Annotated in this window: 18 protein-coding genes and 1 tRNA gene; 10 read left to right on the forward strand and 9 right to left on the reverse strand. The window is 64.2% G+C overall.

Annotated elements, in window-relative coordinates; translation table 11 throughout:
* From CQ14_RS38705 to CQ14_RS38725, 5 genes are read left to right on the forward strand one after another with little or no spacing between them, the layout of a single operon-like run.
* Positions 1-954: a sulfonate ABC transporter substrate-binding protein gene (locus tag CQ14_RS38705; RefSeq protein ID WP_057862994.1), complete on the forward strand. Its 954-nt coding sequence runs from the start codon at positions 1-3 to the stop codon at positions 952-954.
* A complete protein-coding gene (ssuD, locus tag CQ14_RS38710; protein ID WP_430650253.1) occupies positions 948-2,117 on the forward strand; it encodes an FMNH2-dependent alkanesulfonate monooxygenase in 1,170 nt (389 codons plus the stop codon). The genes CQ14_RS38705 and ssuD overlap by 7 nt, the downstream gene beginning before the upstream one ends.
* Entirely contained in the window at positions 2,114-2,920 is an 807-nt protein-coding gene (ssuC, locus tag CQ14_RS38715; protein ID WP_057862996.1) for an aliphatic sulfonate ABC transporter permease SsuC, read from the forward strand. The genes ssuD and ssuC overlap by 4 nt, the downstream gene beginning before the upstream one ends.
* 7 nt (positions 2,921-2,927) lie before the next feature.
* Positions 2,928-3,773, forward strand: coding sequence for an ATP-binding cassette domain-containing protein (locus CQ14_RS38720; protein WP_057863084.1), 846 nt, complete (start codon positions 2,928-2,930; stop codon positions 3,771-3,773).
* A 7-nt stretch (positions 3,774-3,780) separates the two neighbouring features.
* Positions 3,781-4,371 carry a flavin reductase family protein gene (locus CQ14_RS38725; RefSeq protein ID WP_057862997.1) on the forward strand — a complete coding sequence of 197 codons (591 nt, stop codon included), beginning with the start codon at positions 3,781-3,783 and terminating at the stop codon, positions 4,369-4,371.
* Positions 4,372-4,730: 359 nt separating this feature from the next.
* Here CQ14_RS38725 and flbD read toward each other — a convergent pair whose 3' ends face one another.
* The 8 genes from flbD to CQ14_RS38765 form a co-directional block, all read right to left on the reverse strand.
* Positions 4,731-6,110, reverse strand: a complete 1,380-nt coding sequence (gene flbD / locus CQ14_RS38730) for a sigma-54-dependent transcriptional regulator FlbD (RefSeq protein WP_057862998.1) — start codon at positions 6,108-6,110, stop codon at positions 4,731-4,733.
* A gap of 53 nt (positions 6,111-6,163) precedes the next feature.
* Positions 6,164-6,514, reverse strand: a complete 351-nt coding sequence (gene fliN / locus CQ14_RS38735; protein ID WP_057862999.1) for a flagellar motor switch protein FliN — start codon at positions 6,512-6,514, stop codon at positions 6,164-6,166.
* 19 nt (positions 6,515-6,533) lie between these two features.
* Positions 6,534-7,160, reverse strand: a complete 627-nt coding sequence (locus CQ14_RS38740; protein WP_057863000.1) for a FliH/SctL family protein — start codon at positions 7,158-7,160, stop codon at positions 6,534-6,536.
* Complete coding sequence (gene fliG / locus CQ14_RS38745) at positions 7,160-8,245, reverse strand: flagellar motor switch protein FliG (RefSeq protein ID WP_057863001.1); 1,086 nt, start codon at positions 8,243-8,245, stop codon at positions 7,160-7,162. Before fliG ends, CQ14_RS38740 begins: the two co-directional genes overlap by 1 nt.
* 1 nt (position 8,246) lies before the next feature.
* Entirely contained in the window at positions 8,247-9,872 is a 1,626-nt protein-coding gene (gene fliF, locus CQ14_RS38750; RefSeq protein WP_057863085.1) for a flagellar basal-body MS-ring/collar protein FliF, read from the reverse strand.
* A 170-nt stretch (positions 9,873-10,042) separates the two neighbouring features.
* Positions 10,043-10,318, reverse strand: a complete 276-nt coding sequence (gene sciP, locus CQ14_RS38755) for a CtrA inhibitor SciP (RefSeq protein ID WP_002714638.1) — start codon at positions 10,316-10,318, stop codon at positions 10,043-10,045.
* Between the two features lie 195 nt (positions 10,319-10,513).
* Entirely contained in the window at positions 10,514-11,209 is a 696-nt protein-coding gene (locus CQ14_RS38760) for a flagellar hook assembly protein FlgD (protein ID WP_057863002.1), read from the reverse strand.
* 11 nt (positions 11,210-11,220) lie between these two features.
* Complete coding sequence (locus CQ14_RS38765) at positions 11,221-12,915, reverse strand: flagellar hook-length control protein FliK (RefSeq protein ID WP_057863003.1); 1,695 nt, start codon at positions 12,913-12,915, stop codon at positions 11,221-11,223.
* A 345-nt stretch (positions 12,916-13,260) separates the two neighbouring features.
* Between CQ14_RS38765 and mnmA the strand changes: the two genes are divergently transcribed.
* The 5 genes from mnmA to CQ14_RS38790 all read left to right on the forward strand — a co-directional run bounded on the left by mnmA (position 13,261) and on the right by CQ14_RS38790 (position 19,352).
* Positions 13,261-14,460 (forward strand): tRNA 2-thiouridine(34) synthase MnmA, encoded by a 1,200-nt coding sequence (mnmA, locus tag CQ14_RS38770; protein ID WP_082650231.1) that lies wholly within the window; start codon positions 13,261-13,263, stop codon positions 14,458-14,460.
* Positions 14,461-14,482: 22 nt separating this feature from the next.
* Positions 14,483-15,121, forward strand: coding sequence for a class I SAM-dependent methyltransferase (locus tag CQ14_RS38775; RefSeq protein WP_057863005.1), 639 nt, complete (start codon positions 14,483-14,485; stop codon positions 15,119-15,121).
* A 167-nt stretch (positions 15,122-15,288) separates the two neighbouring features.
* Positions 15,289-15,600, forward strand: coding sequence for a hypothetical protein (locus CQ14_RS38780; RefSeq protein WP_430650251.1), 312 nt, complete (start codon positions 15,289-15,291; stop codon positions 15,598-15,600).
* A gap of 115 nt (positions 15,601-15,715) precedes the next feature.
* Positions 15,716-15,792, forward strand: a tRNA-Met gene (locus CQ14_RS38785).
* A gap of 299 nt (positions 15,793-16,091) precedes the next feature.
* A complete protein-coding gene (locus tag CQ14_RS38790; RefSeq protein ID WP_057863007.1) occupies positions 16,092-19,352 on the forward strand; it encodes a CHAT domain-containing protein in 3,261 nt (1,086 codons plus the stop codon).
* 84 nt (positions 19,353-19,436) lie between these two features.
* On the opposite strand, the gene CQ14_RS38795 is transcribed toward CQ14_RS38790, so the two are convergent.
* Positions 19,437-20,216, reverse strand: a complete 780-nt coding sequence (locus CQ14_RS38795; RefSeq protein ID WP_057863008.1) for an alpha/beta fold hydrolase — start codon at positions 20,214-20,216, stop codon at positions 19,437-19,439.
* Positions 20,217-20,285 lie beyond the last annotated feature (69 nt).

Genomic DNA, 20,285 nt, shown 5'->3' on the forward strand with positions numbered 1-20,285 from the left:
ATGAGGCGTTTCATTCAACGCTGGATCGCCAGCGCCGTGCTCTCGATCAGCATGGTCGCGGCTACCGTCGGCGCTTCCTACGGCCAGGAAAAGGTGGTCCGCATCGGCTTCCAGAAATACGGCAAGCTGGTGCTGCTCAAGAGCAAGGGCACGCTGGAGGAGAAGCTGAAGTCCGCCGGCTACAAGGTGGTATGGACGGAGTTTCCCTCCGGTCCACCGCTGCTCGAGGCGCTCAATGTCGGCGCGATCGATTTCGGCAACACCGGCGAAGCGCCGCCGATCTTCGCGCAGGCCGCGGGCGCGCCGATCCAGTATGTCGCCTATGAGCCGCCGGCGCCAAAAGGCGAGGCGATCCTGGTGCCAAAAGACAGCAAGCTCAATTCCGTTGCCGACCTGAAAGGCAAGAAGGTCGCGCTCAACAAGGGCTCCAATGTTCACTATCTGCTGGTGAAGACGCTGGAGAAGGCCGGCGTCAAATATTCCGAGATCGAGCCGGTGTTTCTGGCCCCGGCCGACGCCCGCGCGGCGTTCGAGCGCGGTGCGGTCGATGCCTGGGTGATCTGGGACCCGTTCCAGGCTGCCGCTGAAGCTGCCACCGGCGCGCGTACGTTCGCCGACGGCACCGGCATTGTCGCGAACTACCAGTTCTATTTCTCCTCGAAGAAGTTTTTGGAGAGCGACCCCAGGATCGTCGATGTGGTGCTGGCGCAGCTCAGCGAGGTCGATGACTGGGCCAAGGGCGACATCCATGCCGTCGCGGAGCAGCTGGCGCCCGCGATCGGGCTTTCGGTCCCTGTCGTCGAGGTCGCGCTGAAGCGGCAGTCCTACGGCATCAAGCCGATTACCGAGAGCGTGGTCGCCGACCAGCAACAGGTCGCGGACACCTTCTTCGCGCTCGGGCTGATCCCGAAACAAATCAAGATTTCTGACGTGGCCCGGAGGTCCGGATCGTGAGCACGCAACAAAGCGCCAACATTCTCTGGTTCCTGCCGACCCATGGCGACGGCCGCTACCTCGGCACCACCACCGGCGGACGCGAGGTGAATTTCAACTACCTGCGCCAGATCGCGCAGGCCGCCGATCAACTCGGCTATTTCGGCGTGCTGCTGCCGACCGGGCGAAGCTGCGAGGATTCCTGGGTCGTCGCCTCAGCCATGGCACCATGGACCGAACGGTTGCGCTATCTCGTGGCGGTGCGGCCGGGCCTCCAGTCGCCCAGCGTCGCCGCACGTATGACCGCCACGCTCGATCGGGTATCGAACGGCCGTTTGCTGATCAACGTCGTCACCGGCGGCGATCCCATCGAGAACAAGGGCGACGGCATCTTCCTGCCGCATGACGAGCGCTATGAGGTGACGCGCGAGTTCCTCAACGTCTATAGCGACCTGCTGGCGGGCAAGACCGTCAATGTCGAGGGCAAGCACATCCGCATCGAGGACGGACGCCTGCTGTTCCAGCCGGTGCAGTCGCCACGGCCGCCGCTCTATTTTGGCGGATCGTCCGATGCAGGCATCGATGTCGCCGTCGATACCGTCGACAAATATCTGACCTGGGGCGAGCCGCCGGCGCAGGTCGCCGAGAAGGTCAACCGTGTGAAGGCCGCTGCCGCGGCGCGCGGGAAAAAGCTCTCGTTCGGCATCCGCCTGCATGTGATCGTGCGCGAGACCAATGCGGAAGCCTGGAAGGCGGCGGATGAATTGATCCAGCACGTCAACGACGAGACGATTGCCTCCGCGCAAAAGATCTTCTCGCGAATGGATTCGGTCGGCCAGCAGCGCATGGCGCAGCTTCATGGCGGTCGCCGCGACAAGCTCGAGATCAGCCCGAACCTGTGGGCCGGCGTCGGCCTGGTGCGTGGCGGCGCGGGCACCGCGCTGGTCGGCGATCCCCAGACGGTCGCGGCGCGGATCAAGGAATATCAGGATATCGGCATCGATACCTTCATCATGTCCGGCTACCCGCACCTGGAGGAAGCCTATCGCTTCGCCGAACTGGTGTTCCCGCTGCTGTCGCTCGACAAGACCAGCAACATCACGCCCATCCGCGTCAACACCGGGCCGTTCGGCGAAACCATCGGCAATGAATACCGGCCGCAGAAACAGGCATCGCAATCATGAGTCTTATCGACAGTCTTCCGCGCGTAGGCGTACCGAAATTGCCGCGCGTCGACGGCTTGATCCCGTGGATCGTGCCGCTCGCGATCATCCTGATCTGGCAGGTGGCTTGCGTCACCGGCTTCGTCTCGGCGCGGGTGTTGCCGGCGCCGAGCGATGTGGCGCTGGCTGGGTGGAAGCTCCTGCTGTCGGGTGAGCTTGCCCGAAACATCTGGGTCAGCTTCTGGCGCGCCAGCGTTGGTTTCCTGATCGGCGGCAGCATCGGCTTCTCGTTCGGCCTCGCGAATGGGCTTTCGCAAACTTCCAGCAAGCTCACCGACACGACGCTGCAGATGGTGCGCAACATCCCGCATCTGGCGCTGATCCCGCTTGTCATCCTGTGGTTCGGCATCGATGAATCCGCCAAGCTGTTTCTGGTCGCGCTCGGCGTGTTCTTCCCGATCTACCTCAACACGCTGCATGGCATCCGCACCGTCGATCCGCAACTGATCGAGATGGGGCGCATTTACGGGATGAGCGATGGCGAGCTGTTCCGCCGGGTGATCTTCCCCGGGGCGCTGCCGTCGATCTTCGTCGGCCTGCGCTTCGCGCTCGGCATCATGTGGCTGACCCTGATCGTGGCGGAAACCATCGCCGCCTCGTCGGGCCTCGGCTACATGGCGATGCAGGCGCGCGAGTTCATGCTGATCGACGTCGTGGTGCTCTCGATCCTGATCTATGCCCTGCTTGGGAAGCTCGCCGACAGCGCGTCGCGCGCGCTTGAGCGTCTGACCCTGTCCTGGCATCCGGCCTTCCAGAAACATTGAGGATATGATGCAAGAAGCCCTTCGCTTCCTTTCTCCCGGCGCGGAGCCGGTCGACCGTGCCGACTTCATCGAACGGGCCCGCCAGCTCCGGCGCGGTTCGGACGGGTCGTCGCGCGGACTGGCGCTGACCATCCGCGGTCTTCGCAAATCCTTCGGCGACAACGAGGTGCTGCGCGGCATCGACCTGCATATTCCGGCGGGTCAGTTCGTCGCCATCGTCGGTCGCAGCGGCTGCGGCAAGAGCACGCTGCTGCGGCTGATTGCCGGCCTCGAAACCATCACGGCGGGTACTATCGGATTCAGCGAGGAGACACGCCCGGAGGACGTCCGTGTCATGTTTCAGGAGCCGCGCCTGCTGCCCTGGGCCCGCGTATTGTCGAATGTCGAAGTCGGACTGGGCCACGAGCGCCATTTGCCGGACGCGCAGGCGCGGGCGGAAGGCGCGCTCGTCGAGGTCGGTCTTGACGAAAAGCGGGGGCAGTGGCCGGCGGTGCTGTCCGGCGGGCAGAAGCAGCGCGTGGCGCTGGCCCGCGCACTGGTCAGCCAGCCGCGCGTGCTGGCCTTCGACGAGCCGCTCGGCGCGCTGGACGCACTTACGCGCATCTCGATGCAGCGGTTGCTGGAGCGGGTCTGGCACGATCAGGGCTTTACCGCGATCCTGGTGACGCATGACGTGTCGGAAGCGGTCGCGCTGGCCGACCGGGTGCTGGTCATCGAGTATGGCGGTATCGCGCACGATATCGAGGTCGATATTCCACGTCCGAGGCGGCGCGGCTCGGCGCAGCTTGCCGCGCTGGAAGGCTCGATCCTGAAGAACCTGCTGCAGGGCACCGAAGACACGTCCGACCTGTGAGGCGACCATGAACTCCCTCGTCCGCAATGTTTCGATCGACCGCGAAGTCTCTTCAGGTGACTTTCGCAACGCCATGCGCCGCTTGACCGGCGGCGTCAGCGTCATCACGGCCGGGCGGGGCAGGGACATTTCGGGAATGACGGTTACCTCGGTGTCGTCGCTGTCGGTCGACCCGCCCGCCTTGATCGTCAGCATCAACCGCGAAGCGTCGTCCTGGCCGCTGGTGAAACGCTACGGCTTCTTCGGCGTCAGCATCCTGACGTCGGAGCAAACGGACATTGCCGAACGATTTACCGGCAAGAGCGGACTGAAGGGCGCCGATCGGTTTGCCGGAACCGAGTGGATCACGCGCGTCTCCGGCGTGCCTTTGCTGGCAGGCGCGCTCGCGGCGGTCGATTGTGAAGTCGAGGATATCGTCGAGCGGCAATCCCACGCGATCGTCATCGGCCGCGTGCTTGATGTGACGGTCTCGCCGCGCACGGCTGCGCTGGCCTATTGGCAGGGCCAGTATGTCGCGATCGATCGGGAAGGGGACGCGCTCCGCCTGGCGGAAGTCAGCGTGCCCAAGCCGCACGCCACGCGAAAGATCGGACGATAGGCGCTGAAGTTCCGCGTTTGGCCGCCCGGCGGGCTGGCCATTTGCAGCTTGGCGTTCTAGATATCCGCTATGAAGCGGATCGGAGTTTGGGCATTTTACGCCGTGGGTGCGATAGCGATCGCCTATCTCTCGCTGTATGCCTACGCCGTCTTCACCGGGCGCGAGCTGCAGCCCGGCGATCCCATTCATATCTTTCGTAAGCCGGATGCGCCGAGTTATTCCGCTGCCTCACGTCATTGCGAGCGTAGCGAAGCAATCCATAGTTCGGCAGAACGGATAGATGGATTGCGTCGTCGCTTCAGCGCAAAATTGCTTTGCAATTTTGTCGCGAGCTCCTNAGCAATGACGGCGCGAGCGTTCTACCCCGCCGCCATAAACCGCTGACCATCACCGGATCCCGCCGGCGTGATCGGGATGCCGCCGTCGGCATATTCGTTCAGCTTGTTGCGCAGCGTGCGGATCGAGATGCCGAGGATATTGGCGGCATGGGTCCGGTTGCCGAGGCAGTGTTTCAGCGTCTCCAGGATCAGGTCGCGCTCGACATCGGCGACGGTGCGGCCGACCAGGGCACGGGTGACCTGTTCGGCGGCAAAGGTGGCATGCGCCACGGCGGGCGCGGTCTTGGCGAGATCGAGGCGGTCGCCGTCGGGGGTGACGATGGCGTCGGGACCGATCTCGTCGCCCTGCGCCATCAGTACCGAACGGTGGATGGTGTTTTCCAGTTCGCGGACGTTGCCCTGCCAGCGGTTCGAGGTCAGCACGCGCCGGGCTTCGGCGGAAATGGGCCGCAGCGGCACGCCATTGGCGTCGGCATATTTCTTCGCAAAATGCTGGGCCAGTTCGAGGATGTCGGCCGGGCGGTCGCGCAACGGCGGGATCTTCAGGTTGACCACGTTCAGGCGGAACAGCAGATCCTCGCGGAAGGTGCCTTCGCGCACGGCCTCGGAGAGGTTGCGGTTCGAGGTCGCGATGATGCGGATATCGACCGGCACCGGCTTGGTGCCGCCGACGCGGTCGATGACGCGCTCCTGAATCGCGCGCAGGAGTTTCGATTGCAGGCGGACGTCCATTTCCGAGATTTCGTCGAGCAGCAGCGTGCCGCCGCTCGCCTCTTCGAACTTGCCGATGCGGCGCGCGACGGCGCCGGTGAAGGCGCCTTTCTCGTGTCCGAACAGTTCCGACTCCAGCAGGTGTTCAGGGATCGCGGCGCAATTGATCGAGATGAAGGGACGCTTGGCGCGGTTCGAGCGGGAGTGAACATAGCGCGCCAGCACTTCCTTGCCGGTGCCGGATTCGCCGGTAATCATCACGGAAGCATCCGAGCCGGCGATCTGCTGCGCCAGCTTGATTACCTTGCCCATGGCTTCGTCGCGATAAACCAGATCGCGTGAATCATTGGCGACCGCGGCGAGCACGGCGGCGATCAGTTCGGGATCGGGCGGCAGCGGGATGTATTCCTTGGCGCCGGCGTGGATCGCGGCGACCGCGGCGCGGGCGTCGTTGGAGATGCCGCAGGCCACGATCGGCACGTGGATGTGTTCGGCTTCCAGCCGCATCACGAGGTCACGGATGTCGAGGGCGACGTCGACCAGCAGCAGGTCGGCGCCTTTGCCGCCGCGCAGCACCGCCATCGCCTGTTCGATCGCTTCGGCATGGGTCACGGAAGCTCCGTTTTCCATCGCGATCTTGGTGGCGGTCGTGAGTTGGCCCTTCAATGTGCCAACGATGAGAAGCCGCATGTCTGTCTCCTGTCCGTCTGTTCGCGCCTCGCGGGCGCGTATCGCCAAAATTGTTAGCTGCGTTCAGCCTTGATGATTTCCGTCATGGTCACGCCGAGCTTGTCTTCCACCAGCACCACTTCGCCACGCGCCACCAGGCGGTTGTTGACGTAGATGTCGATGGCCTCGCCGACGCGGCGGTCGAGTTCGAGCACAGTGCCGGGACCGAGCTTCAACAACTCGCCGACATCCATCTTGGAGCGGCCGAGCACGGCCGAGACCTGCACCGGCACGTCGAACACGGCCTCGAGGTCGGCTGCGATGCGCGAGGCCTGTTCGTCCTCGTTGTAGGCGAGATCGTCCATTGGCGGCGCGTCCGCGGCGTTGAGGTCGGGTAGCGGTACCTGTGCGTCGGTGTCACTCATGGTTCAGTCCTCATGGCCTTCACGTTCCGGCCTGATCGCGGGACGCCAGATAGCGCCCGACGAGTTCGCTGATCTTCGCTTCGATGGCCGCGCGCTCCAGCACCACGCCGCCATCGGCCCATTCGATCCGGCAGTCGCCGGTGACGATGCCGGGCTCGGCCAGGATCACCAGCCGGCCTTCGAAGCCGCTTTGGGATGCCTGCCGCTCGATCTTCTCGCGGGCGGCCTCGTAAAGCTGGTCGCTGATGCGAACGACGAGATGCGGGGTCGCAACCAGATGCGAGAAGCAGTCGCTGACCAGTGCCATGATTTCGCCGAGCGGCTCGCGGGCGACCAGTTCGCTGCACAGCTTGCGCGCCACCGCGACCGCGACATCGACGGCTTCGGTTTCCATCCTGGCTTCGATGCCGGAGAAGCGCGTGGCGATGCCCCTGATGGCGATGCCGATCTCTTCCAGCGCCAGCGCCGAGCGGCGGTCGCTTTCCACCTTGGCCTCGTGCTGGGCTGCCTCGTAGCCGGCGCGGTAGGCGCGCGCCTCGGCCTCGGCAACCTTCTGGGCGATTTCGGCAGCCGTTGCGGCGCGCTCGCGCGTCCGGTCGGGCGCTGCGAAATCGGTGTCGAACAGAAATTTTGCGGGCGCGGCCATCAGTACACCAGCTCGTCGTCGGCGCGGTTCTTGGTCAGCGTGATTTCGCCCCTGGCGGCCATGTCCTTGGCGAGGTTGACGAGCAGCGCCTGCGCCTCGTCGACGTCGCGCAGCCGCACCGGTCCCATCGCGGCCATGTCGTCCATCAGCATCTTGCCGGCGCGCGAGGACATGTTGCCGAGGAAGAAGCCGCGCACCTCCTCGTTGGCGCTCTTGAGCGCGATGCCGAGCTTGTCCTTGTCGACATTGCGCATCAGCGTCTGGGCCGAGGCGGAGTCGAGCTTGATCAGGTCGTCGAAGGTGAACATCAGCGCCTTGATGCGCTCGGCGGATTCGCGGTTTTCCTCTTCCAGCGAGGTGATGAAGCGGGTCTCGGTCTGGCGGTCGAAATTGTTGAAGATTTCGGCCATCACCTCATGCGCATCGCGGCGGCGGGTCTGCGACAGGTTGGACATGAATTCGGTGCGCAGCGTCTGCTCGACGCGCTCGATGACTTCCTTCTGCACCGCTTCCATCTTCAGCATGCGGCCGACCACGTCGAGCGCGAGGTCCTCGGGCAGGATCGCCAGCACGCGCGCAGCGTGCTCCGGCTTCAGCTTCGACAGCACCACGGCGATGGTCTGCGGATATTCGTTCTTGAGGTAGTTGGCGAGCACCTCTTCCTGAACGTTGGAGAGCTTCTCCCACATGTTGCGGCCGGCGGGGCCGCGAATTTCGTCCATGATGCCGCTGACGCGCTCGGTCGGCAGGTACTGCTGCAGCAGCCGCTCGGTGGCGTCGAAGGTACCCATCAGCGCGCCGGATGCCGACATCCGCGACACGAATTCGAGCAGCAGGTCTTCCACCACGTCGGCCTCGACGGTGCCGAGCGTCGACATGTGGATCGACAGTTCACGCACCTCGTCGTCGTCGAGCAGCGACCACACCTTGCCGCCATATTGCTCGCCCAGCGCCAGCATCAGGATGGCGGCGCGCTTCGGGCCGCTCAGCGGCTGGCCCTTGGGCCGGTTGCTCTGACGGCTCGCCAGCGCCGAGATGACGGTGGTGATGTCGTTTGCGTTTGAGTTTTGCGGTACTGCGGCCATGTCAGCTCTCGGCAGGTTCGCTCAGCCATTGGCGAACGATGGAAGCGGTTTCGTTGGGATTGCGTTCGGCCAGTTCGCCGACCCGGTGCACGGCCTGGGCGTGGACCTGACCCTGGACCTGCGCGACGTCGATCAACTGGGCGGTGCCGCTGGTGCCGGCGATCAAGGCCTGATTGGGCCCAAGTTCGCCGTTTGGCCCGTTGCCCTCGATCAAGGCCGGCGCCGGTTCGGCCAAAGCCGGGATGACTTCGGCAGCCAGGATGCGCTTGACCAGCGGACGGATCACCAGGAACAGCACCACGAGGCCGAGCAGCATCATGACGCCGAGCTCGATGACGTACATGACGTCATCCTTGGTGAACTGCAGCAAGCCGAGCAGGCCGGTGGGCTCCACAACCGGCGGAACGGTGGGGGCTTCGGCAAAGCGGAGGTTGACGACCTCGACCTGGTCGCCGCGCTTCTGGTCGAAGCCGATCGCCGAGCGCACCAGGGTGGCGATACGGTCGAGCTGCTCCTTGCTGCGGTCCTGATAGACCATCTCGCCTTTTTCGTTCTTGGTGTAGGCGCCGTCGACCAGCACCGCGACCGAGATCCGGTTGACCCGGCCAGCCTCGGTGACCTCGGTCTTGGTGGTGCGGGAAATCTCGTAATTGTTGGTCTCTTCGCTCTTCTTGCTCTGGTCGCGGGCGGTGGTGCTGCTGTTGGCCTGGTTGCCGGGCAACTCGTTGTTGACGGTAACCTGGCCGCCGTCGCCGGCGCTGGCGGAGGATTCCTCGCGGGTCTGGGTCGAGCGCAGCACGCGGCCTTCGGGATCGAACTTGTCCGAGGTCTGGGTGACCTTGTTGTAGTCGAAATCGGCGGTGAGCTGGACGCGGGCACGGCCCTGGCCGACCACCGAGGAGACGATCGCCTCGACTTCGTTGCGCATGCGCTTCTCGAAGGCGGTGCGGCGCTCGTCACCGACGGCGATGTCGGGATCCTTGGTGGCGCCGTCGGCCAGCAGGCGGCCGGCTTCGTCGACGATCGAGACCCGCTGCGGCTTCAATCCGTTGACGGCGGAGGCGACGACATGGCGGATGGCGCGGATTTGCTGGGGTTCGAGGCTGCCGCGCACCCGCACCACGATTGAGGCCGACGGCTCGGGCGCCTCGCGCGCGAACAACGGCCGTTCCGGCAGCACCAGATGGACGCGGGCGGCCTGGATGCGGTCGATGGCGCGGATGGTGCGGGCGAGTTCGCCCTCCAGCGCGCGCAGATGATTGATGTTCTGGACGAAGCTCGTGGTGCCGAGCGCGTCGGACTTGTCGAAGATCTCGTAACCGACACCGCCGCCCTTGGGCAAATTGGCTTCGGCGAGCTTCATCCGCAGCCGCGTGACCTTGTCCTTCGGCACCATGATGACCGCGCCTTCATTGCGCAGCTCGAAGGGAATGGCCTGACGCTCCAGATCCTTGATGATGCTGGAGGAATCTTCAAAGGAGAGGTCGGTGAACAGGGTGGTCATCTGCGGCGTCGTGACGCGCATGATGACGAACGCGAAGAAGCCGATCAGCGCGGTCGTGACCGCAACCATGGCCATCAGCCGTGCCGCGCCCAGGCCCTTCAAGAAAGCAACGAGACTTTGCACCAACTGCCCCCAGGGATTCGGCCCCAGGGACCGACTGGGCAATTATTGCCTAGGGGATGGTTTCCATATGGTTAACAACCATTAAAGCCGCCGCGATTAGTTCCGACATGAAAAAAACCGGCTTCGCAAAACGAAGCCGGTTTTCATCAAATCTTTTGGTTCATGAGAGATTACTGGCGATATTGCTGGATCCGGGTGGTCCGCAAGCCTGCCAGACCATGCTGGTCGATGGAAAACTGCCAGGAAAGGAATTCGTCGACCGTCAAGGTATAGCGGCTACAGGCCTCTTCGAGGGAAAGCAGGCCACCGCGGACCGCGGCAACGACTTCAGCCTTGCGGCGGATCACCCACCGTTTGGTTCCGGGCGCTGGCAGGTCAGCAATTGTTAACGGACTGCCGTCAGGCCCGATGACGTATTTTACCCTCGGGCGATGGGGTTCTGTCATGGCGTACTCACAAACTCTCAACCACTGAACTCACGGTAGTAAATCTACGCCCCTCCGCTTAAAATTTGCCTAAGCATACGGCTCCAATACGAATCTCCTTGAAAATGACCGAAAACGGCTTCGGCCCGGGCCTCCGGGGACGCAATTTGCGTTCACTCGGAGGCTGCCGGGCCGGGGAAGGCCGGGTGCCGGGGGCTACTTGGAGGTGCTCGGGCGGACCACCCGCTTGACCTTGTCGGTGGTGTAGTTCTGGCCGCCGATCGACAGCAGCGGCGGGGAGGAGGTCAGATCGACCGAATCCACGATACCCTGCACTTCGGTGGAAATAGCGACGTTGTTGCCCGAACTGTCCTTGCCGGTGGCGGTCAAGGTGTAGGTACCAGCCGGCCACTGCACGCCGTCATTGCCCTTGCCGTCCCAGACGAAACTGGAGCCGCCCTTCTTCAGCGTAAAGTTGCCGGTATAGGCGGTCTGTCCCGCCGAATTGGTGATCGTGATCTGCGCGGTGGTGTCTTTGTCGGAATTGAAATTCCAGGTCGCCGACTTGTCGAACTGCGCCTTGCTGCCGTCGACGGCAACGGTGTTGCCGACATAGATCAGCGCGTTCGTCGCCTGCGTGCTCTTTTCGAGGTCCACCAGCGCCTTCAATTGCTCGTTCGACTTGAGTTGCTGCTCAATGCCGGCAAACTGCACGAGCTGCTGGGTAAACTGGTTGGTGTCGAGGGGATCCATCGGATTCTGGTGCTGAAGCTGCGTGGTCAGCAGCGTCAGGAAGGTCTGGAAATTATCCGCGATCCCCGTCGTCTTGTCCGACGCGGTGTTGTTGCTCGTGGCGGTGCCGGTTCCGGGCGCCGAGACGACCGTTGTCGGCATGGTTGCATCAACTGCCATGGCGCTCTCCCTTAAATTCTGATGTCGACGCCGCCGCTCGAACCGAGCATGCGGCCATAGCTGCGGCCGGCGACGACGGCCGGCACGCTTTCTTCCTCGCTGACGACGAGGCGATGCGCGTTGGGATTGGACTGGTTGCCGTCGTTCTGGCCCTGCGAGGACTGATCGCGCAGACTGAATTGCAGGCCGCCATTGCCGGTCGAGAGGCCGGCGTTATCCAGCGCACGCTGCAACTGGTTGGCATCCTGGCGCAGCATCGACAGCGTTTCCGGCCGTTCGACCGTCAGATGTGACGTCACCTGGCCGTGGCGGTCGATATCGATGCGGACGTCGATGCGGCCGAGTTCGGCGGGATCGAGCCGGATTTCGAAGCGGGTCTTGCCGCTCTTGGCGGAAGCGGCGATCTCCATCGCAAGCCCGCTCACCGGCACCGCGGCGCTGGTCGCTGCCGTGGCGGTGAGTTGGCTGGCGGCAGCAGCCGTCGTTGCGGTGGAAGCGACCGATTGCTGCGTCTGGATTGCGCCGGGAGCCTGCAGGCCGTTGCCGGACGCGTTGACTGGTGTCTGGCCGGCGATGTCAGGGGCGGCAAAATGCGCGTTGGTGTTCGCTGATGGCACGACGGGATTGCCTGACGCGTCGGCCTTCACGGCGTCGGCGATGCCATTCTCGGGCTTCGGCTTGGCTGCGGCTTCGGTGGCCGGCGTGACGGCGGGCACGATGCTGTCCGTGGCAGGTGCTGTGGGTGCAGCGGTGTCGGTGGTGCTGCTGGCAGCCTGCTCGACCGTCGTCGCGTTTTTCCTTGCGAGATCGGGGTTCTTGCGTTGCGCGGAAAGTTTGGTGCCAGCGGCGGGAGTCGCGGCGACCGCTGACGCAGCCTGAGCGATGCCTGCTGTGACGGTCGGATCAGCGGTGGCAGTCTGGGCGCTGATGGTTTGGCCAACGCCGCCCTGCGTGCTGGTCTTGGCGCCGTCCGCTTGCTTGGTGTTTGTGGTGGTGGGCGTGGTGACGGTGGCTTCGGTGCCTTCAGCCGCAGTAGCCGCTGGCGCGGTTTCGGCCGCGAGCGAAGCGGAGGCGGCGATTGCAGCCGCTGCTATGGCAAGCGGCGCGGTTGCCTTGTCGGTTGTGGGTGTCGTGGAAGCCGTCGCCGCCGGCGCTGCAGCGGTAGAGATGGCGACGGCAACCGCGTCGGCCGTCACCGCGGTCGTTGCATCCTGCGTCGTCTCGGTCTGATCGGTGGCCGCGGAAGCATCGCCGGAAGATGCCTGCGTCGTCTCGTCCGATTTCGCCTTGTCGGACTTGGGCGCGTCGGATTTCGATTTGGCGCGGCTGGTTTTTGCGTCCTTGGTCCCGGCCTCGGCATTGGTATCGACGTTGCCGTCGTCGTTTGCCTTGTCGCCGCGCGTCTTGTCGTTTTGTGTCTTGGCCGCAGCGTCGCGAGCATTCGAATCATTGCGCGCGGCCTTGTCGGGAGCAGGAGTATTGTCGCGCGCGCGGTTGTTGGTAGCCGCGTGCGTGTCGTCGGAGCGGCGCGGGCCGGGGGCTGTATCAGGTGCGCGATTGTCGTCGCGGCTCGCCGCCGTATTGCTGTCGACCAGCGCAGCGAAGCTGTCGTTTCCTGCTGACGGCTCGGCATCCGGCCGGGCGGACCGCGCCGCCGCGGTCTGGAAAGATGCGTTTGCCGATACTTCTGACGTGACACTAACCACGGGCAACCCTCGCGCTGAGCTCTCGGCTATTATTCAGCAAGGACCGGGCCATCTGCTGTGGCAAAAAATATCTTATTATTTCAATGGCTTGTGAAGATGGCGGCCGGAACCCGGGTCGGGACGGCGGCCCCCTTTTCTGCCCGGCGGCAAGATTTGCCGTCCTGTATCAGCTCCAAAATGGGGATCGGCTGATTGCCTCACGGGAATACGGCCTATATTAAAGAGCGGCGCCCGATCCGGCCCGGTATGGCCGAATGACGCCCTAAGGCCTTATAATAAAAAGGCTTTTCAACCCTCGCCGCGAGCCGCACGGCGCGTTCGCGATTGAAGTCGATGACCCCTGGCATGCGAAACAGTCTGGATCTCGAAGGCCGCCCGCAGGACACACGGGTCGTGGTCGCCATGTCCGGTGGCGTCGACTCGTCGGTGACGGCTGCCCTGCTGAAGTCCGAAGGCTACGACGTGGTCGGGATCACGCTGCAGCTTTACGATCATGGCGCCGCCACCCATCGCAAGGGCGCCTGCTGTGCGGGACGCGATATCCACGACGCCCGCAACGTCGCCGAACGGATCGGCATCCCGCATTACGTGCTCGACTACGAGAGCCGCTTCCGCGAATCCGTGATCGACAATTTTGCCGACAGCTACGCACTCGGCGAAACGCCGGTGCCCTGCATCGAGTGCAACCGTTCGGTCAAGTTTCGCGATCTCTTGGCGACCGCGCGCGAACTCGGCGCGCAGGCGCTCGCGACCGGGCATTATGTCGCCTCACGCCGCCTTGCCGACGGATCGCGCGCGCTGGTGTGCGCTGCGGACGCCGATCGCGACCAGAGCTATTTCCTGTTCGCGACCACGCGCGAGCAGCTCGATTATCTGCGCTTTCCACTCGGCGACATGACCAAGCCGCAGGCGCGCGAACTGGCGCGGCGCTTCGGCCTCGAAGTCGCCGACAAGCAGGACAGCCAGGACATCTGCTTCGTGCCGACCGGGCGCTATACCGACATCATCGGCCGCCTCAAGCCTGGCGCGATCGAGCCGGGCGATATCGTCGATCTCGAGGGCCGCGTCATTGGCCAGCATCAGGGCATCGTTCATTTCACCGTCGGCCAGCGCAAGGGACTTGGCATCGCCTCCGGCGCGCCGCTCTACGTCGTCAAGCTCGATGCGGCCAGCCGCCGCGTCGTGGTGGGACCGCGCGAGGCGCTGCGGATGGATCGCATCTTGTTGCGTGACGTGAACTGGATCGGCGATGGCGCGCTCGACCGTGTCATCGGCGACGGCATCGAGATGTTCGTGCGGGTGCGATCGACGCGTGCGCCGCAGCCGGCGTGTTTGCGCGCGGTCGATGGCGGTTATGAAGTCGAACTCGTTGCCGGCGAAGAGGGCGTATCGCCCGGCCAGGCCTGCGTGTTCTACGATGCGCCTTCCGGACAGGCGCGGGTGCTCGGCGGCGGATTCATCAAGAGCGCGACCGCACGCCATGTGGCGGCGAGGGCAGGGGCGCAGGAAAAGACCGCGCCGCTCGCCGAGGTGATGCGCACTTAAAGAAAAAATCGGGGCAGAGGAAATGGCTGGGGACATCGACCGCGAAGGGGTCGAAAAGGCTTATGGGCGCTGGGCGCCAGTCTACGATCTGGTTTTCGGCAAGGTGTTCGACGAGGGCCGCCGGTCGACCATTGCGGAGGCCGACAAGATCGGCGGACGCGTCCTCGATGTCGGCGTCGGCACCGGGCTGTCGCTGTCGGAATATTCGCGCAACACCAAATTATGCGGCGTCGACATTTCCGAGCCGATGCTGCGGCGCGCGCTCAAGCGCGTGCGCGAGTTCGGCCTGACCAATGTCGAGACGCTCGCGGTGATGGACGCCAAGAACCTGGCGTTCCCGGATGCGTTTTTCGACGCGGTGGTGGCGCAATATGTCATCACGGCGGTGCCGGATCCGGAACGCACGCTGGATGATTTCATCCGCGTGCTGAAGCCGGGCGGCGAGCTGATCCTGGTCAATCATATCGGTGCCGAAAGCGGGCCGCGCCGCATGTTCGAACTGGCGTTTGCGCCGCTGGCGCGGCGGCTTGGCTGGCGGCCGGAATTTCCGTGGGAACGCCTGACCAACTGGGCCGCCAAGCATGGCGGCGTCACCCTGACCGAACGGCGGCCGATGCCGCCGATGGGACACTTTTCGCTGATCCGTTTTCGGAAATCGTGAACGCATAGCGTTTTCGAGCGAATGGATGCCGGTTCGCGCCAGCAAAACGCGCCAAACAACGAACGCGACAATCTGATCGCGGAACCTCCGCGAGCGCGGGCCGTTTTCCCTGCATGGCAATGAAACGCGCATTTCTGATCTCATGTGCATGGGCGGCGACGGTCGGCATGGCAGCCGCACAGGCGCCGCCGACTCCGGCCACGCCGCCGGCCCAGACCGCGCCCCCGTCGACGCAGCGTGCGGCCAATTGCGCACCGATGCAGCCGTTGCCGAACTCCGGCGAGAAGGTTCCGGAGGGAACGACCACCGGTCAGCGGGCCGAGCCGCTCGGCGACAGATTGGCCCGTTCGGATGGCGTTCTGTGCCCGCCTGCCGGCGTCGATCCCGAAATGCACGCGCCGGCCCCGGACGCCGGCAAGACGCCGGTGATTCCGCCGCCCGGCAGCCCCGGCGGCGACCCGACAATCCGGCCGAAATAGCGTTATTTTGCAGCCGCCTGCCAGACGGGTTCACTTTGCTTGACAGCGGCTTGACCCACTCCTTATATGCCGCGCGTTCGCGAATGCGGTACAGTGTGCCGTGACGGTGAACCGTGGCGAGGTAGCTCAGCTGGTTAGAGCACGGGAATCATAATCCTGGGGTCGGGGGTTCGAGTCCCTCTCTCGCTACCAAATCTGCGATTTCGCTCGCCGATTTACGATTTTCAGCCAATACGTCCAGTTGCCGGCAGCAGTTGCGCGGCCAGGTCATCCTCAATGAAGCTGAGGGGCGGACGGCCGCTGTGGCTCCAGTTCAGTTTCGGCGTTGTTGACGATTGTTCAGCCGCCATTGCGCCCGCAGCCCATTGCGCGACGGATCAACTGCGGTCCAGATCGCTGCCCCCCCGGAATAGGCACGCCCCGGTCACACGGCCTCCATCTTGCTGTGTCCTACCAGATGGCAGGTTCTGGGAATTCGGAGCAATCGCAGCATGCAGGCGGGATGGCTGGGGTTTGCCGGGCGGTTTTTCGGTGTCCTGTTTCTTGTGAGCGTCGTGATGTCGCCCTGCGGCGCGGGTCCGCAGGAAATGCTGACGCTGATGCAGCGCATTACGGCGCTTGCAAAGGAAGGCCGCTACGGCGAAGCGGTCAGTCTTGCGAGGAAGCTTCAGAGCGAGGCTGAAAGGACTTCCGGGCGGCAGTCGCCTTTGACAGCAACGACATTGGTCGTGCTGGGCCAGGTGCTGCAGACGCAAGGCGAAACCGCCGAAGCGGAAAGCGTCCTGAAAAGGGCGCTTGCCATCCGCGAGAAAAGCCTTGGTTCAAATCATCCCGATGTTGCGGCCGTGCTCCTCACGCTGGGCCAGATCGAGCTGGGTCAGAACCGGCTGAATGACGCCGAGCGTGATGTCTTGCGCGCGATCGGCATCAATGAGCGCGTGCTGGGCCCTGACCATCTTACGACGGCGCTGGCGCGCATGCAGCTCGGCAATCTCCGTCATCGTCAAATGAAGGAGACGGAGGCGCTCGATATTTTCAACCGTGCGCTGGAAGTTTTCAGGAAGTCTCCGGGGCAGGCGGACATCATGATCCCGGTTACCCTGAACAACATCGCCGAGGTCTATCGGGCGCAAGGCCGGCTGCAACTGGCGGAGGCGCGCTTTGCCGAGGCGCTCGATCTCCAGGAAAAACAGCATGGCTCCGACAGCATCTATCTGGCGGCCACGCTCAATAATCTCGGTGAGCTCCGTCGCGCCCAAGGGCGACTTCAGGAGGCCGAGCAATTGGCCCGGAGGACGCTGGCCATCAGGGAAAAAGCGTTGGGCCCGGACCATCCCGACGTCGCCGCGAGCCTCAACAATCTGGCGCTGGTGTTCTCGCGCGAGGGCAGGGAAGCCGAAGCCGAGGGCCTGCTTGTCCGTGCGCTTGCTACTCAGGAAAAGGCATTTGGAGCGGCGCATCCGACCGTGGCGACGGCGCTGAACAATCTTGCCGAAGCGTGGATGCGTCTGGGACGCACGCAGGAAGCCGAACAGCTCTTCCGAAAATCGCTGGCGATTCGCGAAAAGAGCCTCGGCCCGACCCATCTGGACGTCGCCGTTTCGCTCGACAATCTCGTGGCGCTGCTCGGCAACGGCGATCGCTACGCGGAGGCGGACCCGCTCGCGCGTCGGTCGCTTGCCATACGCGAAGCCGCGCTCGGCGGTTCTCACCCGCTGGTCGCAAGCAGCCTCAACAATCTGGCTGTAATCCTCGACAGTACCGGGCGGCCGCAGGAGGCCGAGCCGCTGTTGAAACGGGCGCGGAACATGCGTTTGCAGGCGCTCGGCGACGCGCATCCGGATGTGGCCAACAGCTTCGTCAATCTCGGCGCACACTATCTCGATGTGAAGGATTGGCGGCAGGCCCACGAAGCGTATGCCCGGGCGGCGGCGATCCAGGACAGCCGCCGCGCCACGGAGTTTGGCGAGGAAAAGGGCCGGGGTGATCTGAAGGCCCATGACGACACCAATCCGTTCCCGGGCTTGATCGTCGCCGCCTACAATCTCGCGAGCGCCTCCGACGGCGCGCAGGCCGGCACGCTGCGATCGCAGGCGTTCGAGGCGGCGCAATGGATCGGCGACGAAAAGGCTGCGCGAGCGATTGCCGGGATGTCGGCCCGCATCGCAAAGGGCAGCGGGGATCTGGCGGTGCGCGTTCGCGAGCGGCAGGACCTCGGCGAGCAGGCAATCGCTACCGACAAGATGCTGGTCGCGGCGCTCTCGCAGGCTGATGGTGCGCGCAACAAGGCGGCGGAGCAGGCACTTCGCGCCCGGTCCTCGGCCATCGCCGGTCAGATCCGGCAACTGGACGACGCGATCCGCACTCAATTTCCGGACTATTCGGCGCTGGCCACCAAGGCTCCGATTTCGATCGGGGACGTTCAGAAGCAGCTGCATCCGAACGAGGCCTTGCTGCTGTTGACGACGACCCTGCGCTTTACCTTTGTCTGGACGGTGACGCGTTCGAACGTGCGGTGGCACGCTGCCGATATCGGCGAGAAGCAGCTCGCCGATACCGTCAGCATCTTGCGCTGCGGTCTCGATGCAGACGCGTGGCTGGACAAGACGTCCACATGCCCGGAAAAACTCGGCCTGAAACGTCCGCTGGCGGCGCGCGAGCCATCGCCGTTCGACCAGGAGCGGTCCTTTGCGCTCTATCAGGCGCTGCTCGGCCCGATCGCCCGCGACATCGACGGCAAGGAACTGATCCTGGTGCCATCAGGTCCGCTGGCCATGCTGCCTTTCGGGGTGCTGCTGACCGACAAGCCTGCGCCGGACGCCGGCAATGACCGCGCGACCGCGGACCTTTCGAAAGCGCCCTGGCTGGTCAAGCGATTTGCGACGACCGTCCTGCCCTCGGTCTCCAGCCTCAAGGCGCTGCGCCAGGTCGCGCAGAAGAGCCGCGCATCGAAGCCGTTCCTCGGCGTCGGCAATCCCTTGCTCGACGGTGACGGTCGCGATCTTGCGGCTGCGCGCGCCAGGCTGACGCGCCAGATCCAGAATTGTGCAGCCATTCCGGCACAAGCAACCCAGGTCGCGCAAAGAGGTTTGCGCACGGTCACCGCGCTGTCCGGCGGCACCGCCGACATCGAGCAACTCAGGCGCCAGATGCCTGTGCCGGAAACCGCGCTTGAATTGTGCTCGGTGGCAAACAGTTTCGCGCCCGTGAAAGGCGACGTCTATCTCGGCAATAGTGCTACCGAGACGAAGATCAGGGCGCTCAGCGAAAGTGGTGACCTCGCAAAATATCGCATGCTGCATTTTGCGACCCATGGCGCGCTTGCCGGGCAGGTGAATGGCTCCATCGAGCCGGGACTGATCCTGAGCCCGCCGCCGGCCGCCACGCCTGCCGATGACGGCTATCTCTCGTCGTCGGAGATTTCGGGCCTCAAGCTGGATGCCGATTGGGTGGTTCTGTCGGCCTGCAATACGGCCGGCGGTCAGTCTTCCAATTCAGAGGCCTTCTCCGGTCTTGCGCGGGCATTTTTCTATGCGGGCTCGCGCGCTCTGCTGGTCTCGCACTGGGCGGTCAGCTCCGATGCGGCGGTTGCCATCACCACCGGCACGATCGATGCGATGAAGGCCAGTCCCGATGTCGGCCGCGCCGAGGCGCTTCGCCGCTCGCTCTCGGCTCTGATCGCGAAGGGCGGCGAGAACGCGCAACCCGCCATATGGGCGCCCTTTGTGCTGGTGGGGACCGGCAGCCTCTGACGGTCCCTCGATCCGCGACTTTCCGCTTTCAGTTGCGGATCAGGATCGTTCCATGATTTTCTTCATCGCTCGTGGATAGCTTCGTCAGCCTTGCTGCCCCGCGGCTTCGAGGATGAGCCGCGTGATTTCCTCGGGATGTGAGATCAGGGAGACGTGGCTGGCCTTCAGTTCAATAGTCTTGGCGCCCATCCGCTTGGCCATGAAGCGCTCGAGGTCGGGGTTGATGGTGCGATCTTCCGTCGAGACGGCGTAGTAGCTGGGCTTGGTTCGCCAAGCCGCATGCGTGGTCTTTCCTGATAGCAGAGCCTTGTGGAACGGCTGCTGAACGGCATAGAGCACCTTTGCCTTCTCCTTCGGCAGGTCGCCGGCGAAATCACGCAGGAAGGCCTCCTCGGAAAGACGGCCTTCATCGCCGTCGAACACGATTCCGGCGCTCGCCGGCGGCGTCGGGAATGTCTTGGCCAACGCGGTATAGTCCTCGCCCGCATCAGGCGCGCGCGCAGCCACATAGACCAGCGCGGAAACATTTGGATGCACGCCAGCCTCCGTGACGATCATGCCGGAGAAGGAATGACCGACCAGAACCGTCGGGCCATCCTGCCGCGCCAGCACGCGCTCCGTGGAGGCGACCGCATCGGGCAACGTGCTCAGGGGATTTTGAACGGAAGTGGCGTTGAGGCCCGCCGCCTGCAATCGCGCAATCACTTCGGACCAGCACGAGCCGTCGGCGAACAAGCCGTGCACGAGCACCACATTGCGTGCCTTTACCGGAGTTGTGGTTGCGGCCGTGCCGCGTGTGGAAAGCAGCGAGGCTGCCGCGCCGGCAAGCAGGGCGGTCGAAAACGCGCGTCGGTTCATCATGATGTCTTTTCCTTCGTTTGAGATGTCAGTCGAAGTACGATCCGGTGGAGCTCGTTGTTACATCTTCCTCGG

It is taken from the genome of Bradyrhizobium lablabi (assembly GCF_001440475.1).
GTDB classification, from domain to species: domain Bacteria; phylum Pseudomonadota; class Alphaproteobacteria; order Rhizobiales; family Xanthobacteraceae; genus Bradyrhizobium; species Bradyrhizobium lablabi.